General features: G+C 73.5%; 9 protein-coding genes. 1 reads left to right on the top strand and 8 read right to left on the bottom strand.

Features of this window, described 5'->3' with window-relative positions:
* Nucleotides 1–128: 128 nt before the first annotated feature.
* The 7 genes from AC3EVP_RS03175 to AC3EVP_RS03145 form a co-directional block, all read right to left on the bottom strand.
* The gene (locus tag AC3EVP_RS03175) at nt 129–2,765 is read right to left on the bottom strand and encodes a SpoIIE family protein phosphatase (RefSeq protein WP_435125730.1); all 2,637 of its coding nucleotides are present in this window, start codon (nt 2,763–2,765) and stop codon (nt 129–131) included.
* Between the two features lie 115 nt (nt 2,766–2,880).
* On the bottom strand, nt 2,881–3,069 hold the full coding sequence (locus tag AC3EVP_RS03170; RefSeq protein WP_335980649.1) for an SPOR domain-containing protein: 189 nt from the start codon (nt 3,067–3,069) through the stop codon (nt 2,881–2,883).
* 169 nt (nt 3,070–3,238) lie between these two features.
* Nucleotides 3,239–3,991, bottom strand: coding sequence for a GntR family transcriptional regulator (locus AC3EVP_RS03165; RefSeq protein WP_435125726.1), 753 nt, complete (start codon nt 3,989–3,991; stop codon nt 3,239–3,241).
* Between the two features lie 161 nt (nt 3,992–4,152).
* Complete coding sequence (locus AC3EVP_RS03160) at nt 4,153–5,208, bottom strand: DUF4190 domain-containing protein (RefSeq protein ID WP_435125723.1); 1,056 nt, start codon at nt 5,206–5,208, stop codon at nt 4,153–4,155.
* 26 nt (nt 5,209–5,234) lie between these two features.
* A complete protein-coding gene (locus tag AC3EVP_RS03155; RefSeq protein WP_435125720.1) occupies nt 5,235–5,756 on the bottom strand; it encodes a DinB family protein in 522 nt (173 codons plus the stop codon).
* A 66-nt stretch (nt 5,757–5,822) separates the two neighbouring features.
* The gene (locus AC3EVP_RS03150) at nt 5,823–6,614 is read right to left on the bottom strand and encodes a ferritin-like domain-containing protein (protein ID WP_435125717.1); all 792 of its coding nucleotides are present in this window, start codon (nt 6,612–6,614) and stop codon (nt 5,823–5,825) included.
* A 135-nt stretch (nt 6,615–6,749) separates the two neighbouring features.
* Nucleotides 6,750–8,687 (bottom strand): carbohydrate-binding module family 20 domain-containing protein, encoded by a 1,938-nt coding sequence (locus tag AC3EVP_RS03145; RefSeq protein WP_435125714.1) that lies wholly within the window; start codon nt 8,685–8,687, stop codon nt 6,750–6,752.
* A gap of 394 nt (nt 8,688–9,081) precedes the next feature.
* Between AC3EVP_RS03145 and AC3EVP_RS03140 the strand changes: the two genes are divergently transcribed.
* Complete coding sequence (locus AC3EVP_RS03140) at nt 9,082–11,265, top strand: ATP-binding SpoIIE family protein phosphatase (protein WP_435125711.1); 2,184 nt, start codon at nt 9,082–9,084, stop codon at nt 11,263–11,265.
* A 97-nt stretch (nt 11,266–11,362) separates the two neighbouring features.
* On the opposite strand, the gene AC3EVP_RS03135 is transcribed toward AC3EVP_RS03140, so the two are convergent.
* A complete protein-coding gene (locus AC3EVP_RS03135; RefSeq protein ID WP_435125708.1) occupies nt 11,363–14,116 on the bottom strand; it encodes a bifunctional YncE family protein/alkaline phosphatase family protein in 2,754 nt (917 codons plus the stop codon).
* Nucleotides 14,117–14,120 lie beyond the last annotated feature (4 nt).

Below are 14,120 nucleotides of genomic sequence, written 5' to 3'. Positions count from 1 at the left end.
ATCTCAGCTCCTGGGGCGCGGGGCCATCCCCGGAACACCACGGTCGCACCTCGCGCTCCCGCCCCTTCGGCATACCCGCGACAGGGCTTCCGAACCCTCGTGCCCATGGTGCCCCGGATGCCGGTGCGTCAGGGCAACGCCAGCTCGAACCAGACGGTCTTGCCGAGCGATCCGTGCCGGGTGCCCCAGCGCCGGGAGGCGCCGGCCACCAGTTGCAGGCCGCGGCCGCCCTCGTCCTCCTCGCCGGCCACCCGCTCCCGCGGCGGGTCCGGCAGCGGGTCGGAGACCTCCACCAGCAGCGAGGCGCCGCGCACCATCCGCACCCCGATCGGACCGTGCGCGTACCGCAGGGAGTTCGTGACCAGCTCGCTGACGAGCAGCACCGTGACGTCCGACAGCGACGGCAGGCCCCAGGCGACCAGGGTGTCGCGCACCCGGCGGCGGGCCAGCCGTACCGCGCTGGCCTCGGCGGGGAAGGTCCAGGCGACGGTGGAGCCGGCCGGCAGGCCGCCCAGGCGGGCCAGCAGCAGCGCCACGTCGTCGGGCTCGCGGTCGGGGTCCATCGAGGCCAGCAGGGCGTCGCAGGTGTCCTCCAGCGAGCCGGTCCGCCCGCACAGGGTGCGCCGGACCCGCTCGATGCCCTGGCCGATGTCGTGGCCGCGGGACTCGACCAGCCCGTCGGTGTAGAGCACCAGGACCGCGCCGTCGGGGACGTCGAGTTCGGCGGTCTCGAAGCGGACGCCGCCCACGCCCAGTGGCACCCCGGTGGGCAGGTCCAGGACCCGGGCGAGGCAGCGCGCCGGGTCGGCCCCGTGCTCGACCAGCACCGGCGGCGGGTGCCCGGCCAGGGCGACCGCGCAGCGCCGGGTCGCCGGGTCGTAGACGGCGTACGCCGCGGTGGCCATCCAGCCCTCGGTCCGGTCCTGGGATAGGTCGTCGCCCAACTCGTTGATCCGGCGCAGCAGTTCGTCGGGGGGCATGTCGAGTCCGGCGAGGGTGCGGACGGCGGTGCGCAGCCGGCCCATGGTGGCGGCGGCGACCATGCCGTGGCCCATCACGTCGCCGACGACGAAGGCGAGCCGGCCGCCACCCAGCGGGATGACGTCGAACCAGTCGCCGCCGACCTCCGCGCCGCTGCTGCCGGGCACGTAGCGGTAGGCGATCCGCACCCCCGGCGGCTCGGGCAGGGCGCGCGGCAGCAGGCTGCGCTGGAGGGTGAGGGCGCCCTCGCGCTCGCGGACGTACAGCCGCGCGTTGTCCAGGGCGGCGCCGGCCCGGTCGGCGAGTTCGACGCCGAGCGCCAGGTCGTCCCGGTCGAAGGGCTCGCGGTCGCGGGTCCGGGCGAGCATCAGCAGCCCGAGCACCACACCGCGGGCGCGCAGCGGCAGCACCAGCGCCGAGGTGACGCCCAGCTCCAGGGCGGCGAGCACCTTGGGGTCGCCGGGGTAGGTGGTGGCGCGCAGCTGCTCCTCGCCGTCGAGCAGCGCCGGTTCGCCGCCGGCCAGCACCGTGCCGAAGACGGACCGCCGGGTGAAGCCGACCGACTGGCCGCGTTGCAGCATCCGTTCGGCCGGCGGGGTCCAGCGCACCGCGCCGACGCCGAACTGCCGCAGCGGCTGGCTCTCGCGGAACCCGGCGGGCGGCAGGTCACCGCCGACGGCGACCGGCGCGTGCAGGACCACCGAGGCGTACTCGGCGAAGGTGGGCACCAGCACCTCGGCGAAGATCTCGGCGATCCGGCGCACGTCCAGCACGCCGGCGATCCGCGAGCCGACGTCGTTGAGCAGCGCGAGCCGGCGGCGGGCGCGCTCGGCGCGCTCGGCGGCCTGCATCCGCTCGGTGACGTCGATGACGGTGGCGCTGACGCCCAGTACCCGCCCGGCCCGGTCGACCAGCCGGTGGTAGGACAGCGAGCGGTGGCCGCGGCCGTCCGGGCCGGGGGCGACCACGTCGACCACGGGCTTGCCGGTCCGGAGGACGTGCTGCTGGATCGTGGCCAGTTCGCGGGCGGTGGCGCCGTCCAGCAGTTCGTTGACGCGCAGGCCAAGGTGCGCCTCGCGCGGCATGCCGTTCATGGCGGCGAGCGCGTCGTTGACCCGTACGTAGCGCAGGTCGCGGTCGAGGATCGCGACGCCGAGCGGGGAGGAGTCGAAGAGGGCGTCCAGGGAGGCGAGGTCGTGCTCCAGGGTGCGCAGGCGGCTGGTCTCCACCAGGGAGGCGAGGACGAACGGGCGGCCGTCGCCGTCGACGAGCAGGCTGGTGCGGGTGTCGACCTGCACGGTGTGGCCGTCGCGGTGGCGCAGCGACAGGACGCCGCTCCAGCGGCCGGTGCGCAGGAGTTCGGCGATGATCTGCTCGGGGCGGGCCGCGTCGGTGGCGGCGGGCGGGGCGTCCTCGGCGGCTTCCGGCGGCGGGGCGTCCGCGGCGGCTTGCTCGTACGGCGGTGCGTCGGCGGTGCCTGCCGGCGGCGGTGCGTCCGCGGAGGGCTCGGGTTCGGGGAAGGGCTCGGGCGGGCCGAAAAGGCCGCCCACCCTGCGGCCGACGATGTGCTCGCCGGCCCAGCCCAGGACCTCTTCGGCCAGCGGGCTCCACAGCAGCACCCGGCCGCTGGTGTCCAGCATCACGACGGCGACCCGCAGGGTGTCCAGCAGCGGCCCGGACGCCCGCGGCCCGGCGAAGGCGCTCGCCTCGAGCCCGCTGGGCGGGGCGTGGCCGGGCGGGGCGTGGCCGGGCGGCGTCCGCGGGTCGTCGCCGCTGGCGCTCATCCGTCGCACCCCCGACCGGGTCGGGCCGGGCATGGGCGCACCCGGCCACCGTGAGAGGTTTTCCCCTCTTACCCGATATTGCCCCTTTACGCGCGGGTGCGCGCGGAGGGAGCCCTCACGCGTCGGCCGCGCGGGGCACCACCGGCTCGATCACGTACTGCTGCGGCGGGCCGACCCGGTCGGCGGGATAGGTCAGCGCCTCGGCCACCCGCTCGGCCTCCGCGCGCGTCGCATACCGGCCCACCCGGTAGCGGTTGCCGCCCTCATCCTGCCGTATGAGGACCCAACCGAACTCCGACGTCACCGCGCCACCCCTCCTTCGCGCCCGCCCACCGCGTCCGGTCCGGCCCCGTGCTCGGGGAAACGGCGGCGCGCATATGCCCGACCCTACGCCCGAGGATCACCCGGCGGGTACGGATTGACACGAAGAGAGATCGATTCGGCCACCCGCTCGACCGGAACGTGACGGCCCGTCAGCGTACCGGAAGGTGGTAGACCGCGCGGTAGCGCTCCGCCGGGATCACCACGTCGGCCGTCTCGACCGGCCGGCCCGACGCGAAGTACGTGCGACGGATCTCGATCACGATGTGCCCGGGCACCCCGCCGAGCGCCGCGGTCTCCTCGGCCAGGCCCGGGCGGGCGCCGACCTCCTCGGCCATGTGGTCGACCAGGACGTCGATCGCGGCCATCCGCGGCACCACGCCCTGGCCGCCGACCGGCCCCTCCTCCGGCAGCAGCACCGGGGTGCGCGCGGTCAGGGCCAGCGGCTCCCACGAGGTGGAGAGCATCGACGGCTCACCCTCGGTGCGGAAGAGGTAGCGGGTGCACATCACCCGGTCGCCGGTCTGGATGCCCAACCGCTCGGCAACATCGGCCGAGGCCGGGCCCTGCACGCTGTGGGACTCCCAGCTGCCGGTGCGCGCCTCGTCCGCCTGCTCCTGCCGGAACGGGCTCGGCGCGCCGGTCGGCCGGAAACCGCTGCGGACGACCTTGCGCCGCTCGGGCCGCTCCCGCACATAGGTGCCGGAGCCGGAGCGGCCCTCGACGTACCCCTCCGCCATCAGCACCTTGCGGGCTTCCAGGGCCACGGTGTCCGAGACGCCGTAGTCGCTGCGGATACGGGCCTGCGAGGGCAGGCGGGCGTGCGGCGGCAGGGTGCCGTCGAGGATCTTGCGCCGCAGGTCCCCGGCGACACGAAGGTAGGCAGGCTGCTCACCGAAGGCCACGTGCCCCTCCCAGGGGTTGACTGTGTGCGACAGCTTGGCAACCCTCGGTGCGCAACCGCAAGCCCTCCCCTGGATATCACCCAGCGTGTGGTGGCCGGATCAGAGCGGAAGGTGCTCCGACGTGTGCCGCCGCCGGGCTCGGTGCGGGCTCGCGTGAGCGGTCAGACGCCCACTCCTCCCGCGTCGCCGCCGTCGGACGAACCGCCGTCGGACGAACCGCCGTCGGAGGAGCCCCCGTCGGACGAGGAACCGCCGCCGGAGGAGCCCCCGTCACCGCTGCCGCCGGACGAGGAGCCGCCGCCGTCGCGCACCGAACCGGTCACCTTGGCGTCGACGTCACCGAAGAAGCAGGTCACCGTGCGGTCGCCGTCGTCCCACAGGGACTTCTGCGGTCCGAAGAAGAACAGCCGCATCCCGTCGTCCAGCGAGCGGCCGTCCAGGTACTCGCCCATCTGCTTGCCGCAGGTGGCCTGGGCCTCGCTGGTGATCGCCGCCTCGCCCGGATAGGAGCCGTTGGTGCTCGGGTCGAGCGTGTAGGTGTAGAACGCCTCGGCGTCGTGCGGCTTGGCGCAGTCGACGACGTTCACCGAGCGCGACACCCGCTCCCCGCGCTCGATCTCCTCCAGGGAGTGCCCGGTGGTGTTGAAGCACTGGCCGGCCTTGATGTCCGCGACCTCGGTGTTGCCGTCGTCCAGCGCGCCGGTCGCGCCGAGGACGATCAGCAGCACGACGAGCAGGGTCGTGACCGAGTTGATCGTGATGCCCGCGATGGCCAGCCCGCGGCCGCGCTGGCCCTGCCGCCGGCCCTGCTTCAGCCCGCCGATGCCCAGCCCGATACCGAGCAGCGGCACGCATGTGAACGAGGTGACCAGCGAGGCGATCGACAGGCCGTTGGTGGTGCGCTCGGCGGCGTACCAGCCCTGCGGATTCTGGTAAGGGTACGGCGCCGGGTAGGGCCCCGGCAGCCCCGGGCCGCCGGGCGCCGCGTACGGGTTGGGGTTCTGGTACGGGTTCGGCTGCTGCGGGTAGGGCCCCGGGCCCGCGCCGTGGGGCGGCGCACCGTCCGATGCGTACGGCGAAGGCTGCCCGTAGGGCGGCTGCCCGGCACCGTACGCCGCGCCGGAGTCGTACGGCGATCCCGAGCCGGAGTAGGGCGGGGCGGGTGCGGGAGGCGGCGGCGGAAGGTCCTCGGGGGGCGGCGGCGGGGATATGTCCACCAGGGGAGTTTACGATCCCCTTACCCCTACGCCCCCACGGTCCCGTCGACTCCTTCGCGCAGGAAGTCCGCGTGCCCGTTGTGCCGCCCGTACTCCAGCAACACGTGCACCATCACCATCCGCAGGCTCACGTCTTCCTCCCACCGGGGCTGGTGGCCGACCACGTCCAGGGACGCGGCCGCCGCCTCGATCCGCCGGGACGCGGCGACCTCGGCCTCCCACACCGGGAACGCCTCGGCCCGGGTCGACGCGCTCGCGTCGTACGCCGCCTGGAAGTCGACCTCGCCCTCCTTCGCCCACACCATCGGGGCGCCGGGGTCCTCGAAGACGCGGCGGAACCAGGTCCGTTCGACCTCGGCCATGTGGCGGACCAGGCCGAGCAGCGTCAAGGCCGACGGCGGCATCGACCGCCGCCGCAACTGCTCGTCGTCCAGCCCCTCGCACTTCATCGCCAGCGTCGCCCGCTGGTAGTCCAGGAACGCCCGCAGCGTCTCCTGCTCCGAGCCGAAGCTCGGCGGCCCGATCCGCGTGTCCACACCCTCGCCCATGCCCCGCAGGCTATCCGTGTCCCCCGGGGGACGGCTCCTCATATAAGCGCGGCCGCCGTACGGGGGTCAGACGGCGGTCTGCGGCGCCGCGGCCGGGGTGGTGCCGAGGGCGTTGCGGCGGGCGGGCATGGTGAGCGTGGTCATGCGGCGCCAGCCGTGGAGGCGGTCGTAGAGGTAGGTGAGGTGGATGCCGAAGCGCAGCAGCGCCGCGGTGGGCGCGGGCCAGTGCAGGATGCGGCCCATGCGGGCCATCACCGCCAGGCTCACGTCGCGGTGCACCCGGATCTCGGCGTGCGCGCAAGCGCGCAGCACGCGGTGGATGGCGCGGCCGTGCCCGGCGGCGGCCAGCCGCAGCAACTCCTCGTGGCAGTAGGCGAGGTGGTTGTCCTCGTCGCGCGAGATGACCCGCATCGCGCGGCCGATCTCGGGGTGCCCGGCGAAGTACCGCAGCAGCACGGCCATCTGCTCGGACGCGCGCTGCTCGGTGACCCGGCTGTGCGCGAGGTACGTGACGATGTCCTGCTCGCTCAGCGCCTCGTCGCGCCGCAGCCGGCTGTGGGCGAGCCCGATCCCGGCGCGCTCCAGCAGCATCGTGTAGTCGGTGTCGGCGGGCACCGGCACCGGCTCCAGCCCGCGTTTGCGCAGCAGCGCGGTGAAGATGCGGCCGTGCTTGTCCTCGTCGGCGCCGTGCCGGGCGATCTTCGGGGCCAGCTCACGCTGCGAGGGCGGCACCAGCGCGGCGATCCGGCCGTTCTCCCAGCCGCCCTGCGCCTCCCCGCTGGCGGCGATGGAGCAGAAGAGCCGGTAGGAGTCGTCGTTGTCCACGATCGACGTGAACAGGCTGCGGACCGACAGCATCCCCGTGCTCCTCTCACCGTCCGGCAGGTATCAGCAGCAGTCAAGGCCGCGCCTGCCGCCCCCGCAACCGGACCGCGGCCCCGGTTCGCCCGTCCGGGCGAACCGGGGTGCGCGCGTCCTCGTGCCTGCGCGGCGCTACTTCCAGGTGTCGTCCAGGGTGCCGCCGGAGCCGCCGGTGTCGGCGGTGCGGTTGTCGCCCGACTCCCATGTGACGTTCCCCGAGGCGTCCTTGAGGATGTACTTGTACTCGAAGGACGTGTTCGCGGGGAGGTCCACGGTGGCGCTCCAGTCGGTGCCGTCGGTGGAGTCCAGCGCGACGGCCCGGCCGGTGTCCCACTCCCCCAGTCCGGCGATCGACCCGGCCACGTAGACCTGCTCGCCCGACGGCGCGGCCTCGGTCTCGTGGAACGTCTCGGCGACGGTGCCGGTCGGCGGGCTGGTCGGGGGCGTGGTGGTGGCGGTGCCGGCCTGGTAGAGGGCCACCGAGTCGTGGGCGGGCACGGTCACCGTGGCGGTGCCGTCCTGGCCGACGGTGACGGTGGACCCGGTGCAGCCGCCGGAGGAGGTGGGGTCGCCGTGGATGACGTCGCAGTACGTGCCCGCGGCCAGGCCGGTGGTGAAGGTCTCGGTGACCGCGGAATCGCCGTTGTCGATGCCGATCCACGCCTGGTCGCCGCGGCTGAAGGCGATCGCGTCGGCGCCGTTGTCCCACCAGTTGGCGACGCTCTGGCCCTGGGCTGCGTTGTGCCAGCCGACCATGTTCGCGATGCCCTGCACCCGGTCGGTGCACACCCAGGCGGCGGAGGAGCAGTCGGTGCCGGTGACGAAGCCGTTGCCGTCGGCCGGCGGGGAGTCGTCGGAGCTGTTGAACGCGAAACCGGAGTACACCGTCGGGGCGCCGTATCCCCAGGCGAGCATGAACTCGGTGGCCAGCGTGTACTGCGAGCCGTTCTTGTAGTTCAGGGTGCTGCCGTTGCGCTCGGTGTCGTGGTTGGTGACCATCGCGCCGTCCTTGTCGGACGGCTCCAGGCCCCAACTCTGTCCGAACGTCCTGAGGTTCGCGATGTTCCCCTGGAACTGCGACTTCATCGCGTTGGCGTAGTCGAAGCCGATCACGCTGCCGTTGGACTCGAACGCGGACGGCGCGAGGTTGCCGCTGCCGCCGAGCGCGACCTCCTGGAGGACGTAGGGCCGCGCGCCCCACTGGGTGTCGGAGAGCCGGGACTCGATGTTCGCCAGGTCGGACTGGTTGATGTGCTTGGCGGCGTCGACCCGGAAGCCGTCGACGCCGTAGCCGATCAGCTTGTTGAGGTAGCCGGCGATCTTGCCCCGCACGTCGTCGGTCTCGGTGTAGAGGTCGGCGAGGTTGGACAGGTCGCACTCCTGGACCTGGGTCTGGCTGTTCCAGTCGTCGATGGCCAGGTCGGAGTTGGGGCAGTTGGCCGGCGAGGTGTGGAAGTCCGAGGGGCCGTACGGGACTTCGCCGTAGGTCTTCGCGCCGACGTCGAAGCTGTCGCCGCCGTAGGAGTCGGTGCTCGACTGGTCGTTGCCGGACATGTGGTTGATCACCGCGTCGGCGTAGACCTTGACCCCGGCGGCGTGGCAGGCGGAGACCATCGCCTCGAACTGCGCCTCGGTGCCCATCCGGCTGTTCAGGTCGTAGCCGACCGGCTGGTAGATCTCCCACCACGGGTGCGAGCCGGACAGCCGGATCGAGTCCTCCGGCGGGGAGACGAGCACCGATCCGTAGCCCTTCGGGCCGAGTTCGGTGGTGCACTCGCTGGCCACCGACGGCCAGTTCCACATGAAGAGGTTGGCGGTCACGTCGCTGCCGTTGCCGCCGGTGGCCGCCGCGGTGGCGGGGCCGGCGTGCGCGGTGCCCTGGACGGCGGCGAGCGGTACCACCGAGCCGGCCACGAGCGCGGCGGCGGCGAGCAGCGCCCGGCGGACCCGCGAGCGGGCGGACGGCGGTCGTGCGGAGGGGAGTTGCGGGGTGGGGGGTTGCGCGGGGGGTTGCGCGGTGGGCGGTTCCGCGCCGTGGGGGGGATCGGCGCGGTCTGGTGAGCGAAGCATGGAGGGCTCCCGCTGATCGTGGCGGACTACGGCCTGCGTACGCGACCACCCGGCTCCGACGCGCCTCGGACGAGCGGTCCGGCGGCCCTCCCGTGGGCCGCCGCAGCCAACCGCCGTGACGGGCACGGCGGTTGAACGCGAGGTAGACCATGCTCCGGAGCGGCGGTGCCGTCAAGACGTGCTGCAACAGTTTTCCTCGACTTGCAGAAAGATTGCGCAGTGCGGGTGCGGGGCAGGCGGCTCCGCCCCCTGCTGAGACAGGTGCCGTAGCAGGGGCTTGATCCGAGCCCTATCCGAGCCCACAACGCCTCCCCGTACGAGCTCCGGGCCGCCGCGGGCGGGGGTGCGGCTTCTCCGGCGCGCGGGCCGGAGGGGGGCGCGTTTCAATGGGCGTATGGGTTCGAGCGGGCCTGGGCGAACGACCGACGCCGCCGGGCCGGAGGAAGCGGTGCGCCGGGCGCGGGGCGACGCGGCGCTGGTGGTGGACGCCCGCGGCACCGTCGTGAGCTGCACCCGGCGGGCCGCGGCGCTGTTCGGCTGCGCCGCGGACACGCTGTGCGGCCGGGACGTCACCGAGCTGTTCGAGAACCCGGAGACCTGGCCGGTGCTGAGGTCGGGGGCGCTGGAGGGCCGGCAGAACACCGGCGGGGTGGTGCTGCTGCGGCCGGGCGGCGGGACGCTCCACGTGCGGCTGCGGGTGTCGGTGCTGGCGCCGGAGAGCGCGCACGGCCCGCCGCTGCTGCTGCGGATGGCGCAGGGCGGCCCGCCGGGTTCCGGCGGCCTGGCGGAGCCGGACGCGGCGGGCGCCGACGGCGACGGGCCGCGCGCCGAGGACGGCCCGCTGCGGCTGCCGCGGCTGGCCACCGCGGACGAGGGCGACGCGCAGCCGTCCGGTCTGCGGTACGCGTCCGCCGCCGCGATCGGCGGCTCGCTGGACGTCGCCCGCAACGCCGAGGACCTGGCCGACGTGCTCGTACCCGCCTTCGCGGACCTGGCCGCGGTCGACCTGACCGTGTCGGTGCTCCAGGGCGAGGAGCCCGGCCCGTTCACCGGGGACACGCCGCTGCGCCGGGTGGCCGTGGCCGGCGCCGGCGCGTGGCCGCCCGAGCTCTATCCGCCCGGCGCCACGCTCACCATCGGCAGCGACGCGAGCCAGCAGGTGCGGCACGGCGCTTCCGGGGTGCTCTCCGACCTCGCCGACCTGCGGGCGCTGCTGCCGGAGGAGGAGATGGTCCGGCGGTCGCTGCCGCGCGATGCCAGCTCGCTGCTGCTGATGCCGGTGCAGGCGCGCGGTCTGGTGCTCGGCACGGTGCTGCTGTGGCGGATCGGCACGCGGCGCCGGTTCGACGAGTCGGACGCCGCGCTGGCCGACGAGATCGCCTCGCGCGCCGCCCTCAGCATCGACAACGCGCGCCGCTACACCAAGGAGCGGCGCACCGTCGAGACGCTGCAACGCAGCCTGCTGCCAAGGGTGGTGGGCGACAGCACGGCCGCCGAGACGTCCGGCGTGTACGTCCCCAGCGGCACCCCCGAGGGCATCGGCGGGAGTTGGTTCGACGTCATCGAACTGTCCTCCGCCCGGGTGGCGTTCCTGGTCGGCCGGGTGCCCGGGCACGGGCTCGGCGCGACCGCCGCGATGGGCCGGCTGCGGGCCGCGGTGGGCACGCTCGCCGACCTCGACCCGGCGCCCGACGAACTCCTCAGCCATCTGGACGACCTGGTGGTGCGCTTCGCGAGCACCGAGGACAACGACCCGGTGCACGCGGGCATCGAGACCGCGCTGCGCGGCGCGTCCTGCGTCTACGCCACCTACGACCCGCTGACCGGCCGCTGCCTGGTCGCGTCGTCGGGCCACGTCGGGCCGGTGCTGGTGCGGGGCGGGGCCGGCGGCGAGCCGGCCGCGGTGGAGCAGGTCGAGGTCAGTGCCGGGCCGCCGCTGGGCACCGGCGGCGGCCCGTTCGAGATGACCGAGCTGCTGCTGTCCGCCGGGGACGTGCTGGCCTTCCACAGCGACGCCGCGCAGGTGTGGGACGACCCGGCCGCGGCCCGCCGGCGGGCCGCGGTCGAGGAGGTGGCGCGCTCGGCGGCGGCGTCCGGCCGGCCGATGGCGGACGCGGGGCGCGAACTGCTCGGCCGGCTCTCCGACCCGGCGCCCGACCACGACCAGACGCTGCTGCTCGCCCGGACCAGGGAGCTGCCGAGCGACCGGACCGCCGGGTGGCGGGTGACCGCGGGGCCCGAGGCGGTCGCCGAGGTGCGCTCCGGCGTTACCGCGCAGCTGGCCGCCTGGGACCTGGACGAGCTGGCGTTCAGCACCGAGCTGATCGTCAGCGAGCTGGTCACCAACGCGATCCGGTACGCGGGCTCCCCCATCACCGTCCGGCTGATCAGGGACCAGCGGCTGATCTGCGAGGTCTCCGACCCCAGCCAGACCCAGCCGCATCTGCGGCGGGCCCGGCTGACCGACGAGGGCGGCCGCGGCCTGTTCCTGATCGCGCAGCTCACCCACCGCTGGGGCAGCCGCTACACGCCCGAGGGCAAGACCATCTGGACCGAGCAGGTCCTCGCGCCGCGCTGACCGCCGCCGCGAGCGCGGGGACGGCGGGGACGGCGGGGACGGCAAAGCCCCGGCCGGCGCGATGCCGGCCGGGGCCCGGTCGTAGCGGTGGCGCCGGTCAGTCGTCGTTGTCCGAGGAGGGGATGTAAGCGCCCGGCACGTCGTTCGGGGCGTAGATCCTGCTCTCACCGGGGTACGGCGTGGTCCAGTTGTGCGTCTGGTACCAGGTGAGGTGGTTCATCTGGGCGGGCGGCGCGTAGTCGGGCACCGCGTTGGGCCCGGTCAGCCGCTGCTTCGACTTCCATGTGTTCCACTGCGCGGCCACCGACTTCTCGGCCGCCGGCACGCTCGCCTTCGGCACGGCCGCGGCGGTCGGGTCCTGCGCGGCCGGGGTGTCCACGCCGCAGGACGGCGCGGTGCTCAGGCCGTCGGTCAGCGAGGTGCGGTTGGGCACCGCGGTGAACGGCGTGTAGTCCGGCTTGGCGGTGAACGCGGCCGTCATCGGGCTGGCGGCGCTGTCCTTCTGGTTCATCGGGTGGATGCCGAGGATCTGCTCGATGGTGCGGATCATCGTGATCTGCGAGTAGTAGTGGTCGTCCACCACGCCGTGCTGGGCGTAGGGGCTGATGATCTGGATCGGCGCGCGGTGGCCGTCGACGTGGTCCAGGCCCGCCTGCGAGTCGTCCTCGACGACGAAGATCGCCGAGTCCTTCCAGTAGGAGCTGTGCGAGATGGTGTCGACGATCCGGCCCACGGCCAGGTCGTTGTCGGCGACCTGCGCGGCCGGGCTGGCCGGGCCGCCGGTGTGGTCGCTGGACAGCCAGAACATGTTGAGGTCGGCCGGGCCGTTCTTCTCGAAGTCCTGCTGCCAGATCTGCTCCCGGTAGATGTCCGGGACGCTGGTGTCGAACTTCGGGAAGCCGGGCACCGACACGTTGTTGAGCGACGGGATCGGCGAGGACGAGTCGAGCGGGTAGGCGGTGTTCTGGCCGGTCGCCTTCATGTTCTTCGCGTCGCAGTAGAGGTTCTGCCACGTCGCGTCGGCCGGCTTGGTCAGGAACTGCTGGAACTCGCCGAAGTCGCGCACCGTCTTGCCGGCCGCCTGCGCGCCGGTCCACAGGAAGCCGCTCTTCTGGTGGCCGAGCGCGTCGTCCTCGGTGTCGTAACTGCGGGTGTACTCACCGGCGGAGGACTCGGTGTACTCCGGGTTGTCCGCCTGCATCAGCCAGTTGTGGCCCTCGGCGGAGTTGGTGCCGATGTCGTAGGTGTTGTCGTAGAGCCCGAACTGCGTTGCCAGGGCGTGCTGGTTGGGCGTCACGTTCTCGCCGAACTCGGTGAGCGCCGGGTCGCCGTTGCCCTGCGCCATGTCGCCGTAGAGCTGGTCGTAGGTGCGGTTCTCCTTGACGATCAGGAAGACGTGCTTGATCGTCGACGGGTCGCCCAGCCGGGCCGGGACCGGCACGGCCTTCGCCTTGCGGCCCTTGGCGAGCTGGACGTCGGTGCTGGTCCAGCCGTTCTGCTGGAAGACCTTGGCGGTCTGGGCCCGGATCGCGTTGTCGCTCGGCAGCGTGAAGTGGGTCAGGCTGGAGGTGGTGTCGTGGGTGGCGTGGCCGGCGCTGGTGGTGGGGCGGCGGGCGTCGATGCCGCGGGTGTTGGAGACCACCACCTGCTTGCCGACGGTCGCGATCTCCGCGGGGAAGTAGTCGGTCGGCAGCAGGCCCACGTAGCTGACCGGCTCCTGCGCGCTGTGGTAGCGGTAGACGGCGACCGCGTTGGCGCGGCCGAGGGTGACCAGCAGGTGGCCGTCGTCGGTGAGCGTGACCGCGTCGGGCTCGTAGCCGACCGTCGCCTCGGGCCAGGGCCGGGTGGCGATGGTCTGCACGACCTTGCCGCGGGCGGTGTCGATCACCGACACGTCGTTGGAGGCGGTGTCGGTGACGAACACCGCGCCCTTCTTCGCGTACAGCGCGGTCGGGTGCAGGCCGACGGTGATGCTCGCCGGGGCGGCGGCGGGCTTGGCCAGGTCGATGACGCTGACGGTGCCGGTGGTGGTGGCGCCGGTCACCGGGCTCGCCGGGACCTGGGTGTTGTACGAGTTGAGGGTGGTGTCGCCGCTCTTCGCCGGGCGGCCGCCCTCGTTGCTGACGTACAGCTTGCCGCCGACCCGCAGGATGTCGCGGGGCGCGTTGCCGACCGCCCAGCTCTGCTCGATCGTGCCGGTGGCCGCGTCGATGGCGACCACCCGGTTCTGGCCGTTGACCGCGGAGTAGACGGTCGAGCCGTCGGCCGAGAAGACGGCCGCGCCGACCAGCGCGTGCTTGGCGCCGTCCGCCGGGATCTTGACGGCCACCGGGTCGGCCAGGGTGCCGTCGGTGTTCACCGTGAAGCGGGTGTAGCCGTCGGTCTGGCCGAGCCACAGCTGCTTGCCGTCGGGCGAGTACGTCGGGCCCTCCTGGCCCACGTCGTTGCCGCTGATCCGCAGGTCCGCGGCGGCGGAGTTGCCGACGACCTGCTGCACCTTCCAGGTCTTCAGGTCCAGGACCGTCAGCGCGACCCCGCCGTCGGTGACCGCGGCCGCCAGGTGGGTGCCGTCCGGGCTGACCGCGGACGACATGATCTTGCCGTTGTCGATGACCGTACGGGTGCCGTACGGGGCGAGGTACTGGTCGCTGGAGATGACCTGGCCCTTGTCGGTGCTCTGGCCGACCTGTTCGGTGCCGAACTGGTGGGTCTGGGCGAAGGCCGTGCCGGTGGCGCCCAGCGCCAGGGTGGTGAGGCCCGCGGTGACCAGGGCGGTCCGGCGGCCGATGCGCCGGCCGAGGAAGACGAGGCCCGCCTTCTCGACACGCCTTCTGCGGCGTGTTACCTGCATCCGA

Source organism: Actinacidiphila sp. bgisy144 (genome assembly GCF_057708105.1).
This window is presented reverse-complemented; position numbering and strand designations above follow the sequence as displayed.

Bases quoted from the DNA above. Each gene is read 5' to 3' on its own strand.
- AC3EVP_RS03145 (WP_435125714.1), bottom strand. From the start codon at position 8,687: ATGCTTCGCTCACCAGACCGCGCCGATCCCCCCCACGGCGCGGAACCG.
- AC3EVP_RS03135 (WP_435125708.1), bottom strand. From the start codon at position 14,116: ATGCAGGTAACACGCCGCAGAAGGCGTGTCGAGAAGGCGGGCCTCGTC.
- AC3EVP_RS03155 (WP_435125720.1), bottom strand. From the start codon at position 5,756: ATGGGCGAGGGTGTGGACACGCGGATCGGGCCGCCGAGCTTCGGCTCG.
- AC3EVP_RS03140 (WP_435125711.1), top strand. From the start codon at position 9,082: ATGGGTTCGAGCGGGCCTGGGCGAACGACCGACGCCGCCGGGCCGGAG.
- AC3EVP_RS03150 (WP_435125717.1), bottom strand. From the start codon at position 6,614: ATGCTGTCGGTCCGCAGCCTGTTCACGTCGATCGTGGACAACGACGAC.
- AC3EVP_RS03175 (WP_435125730.1), bottom strand. From the start codon at position 2,765: ATGAGCGCCAGCGGCGACGACCCGCGGACGCCGCCCGGCCACGCCCCG.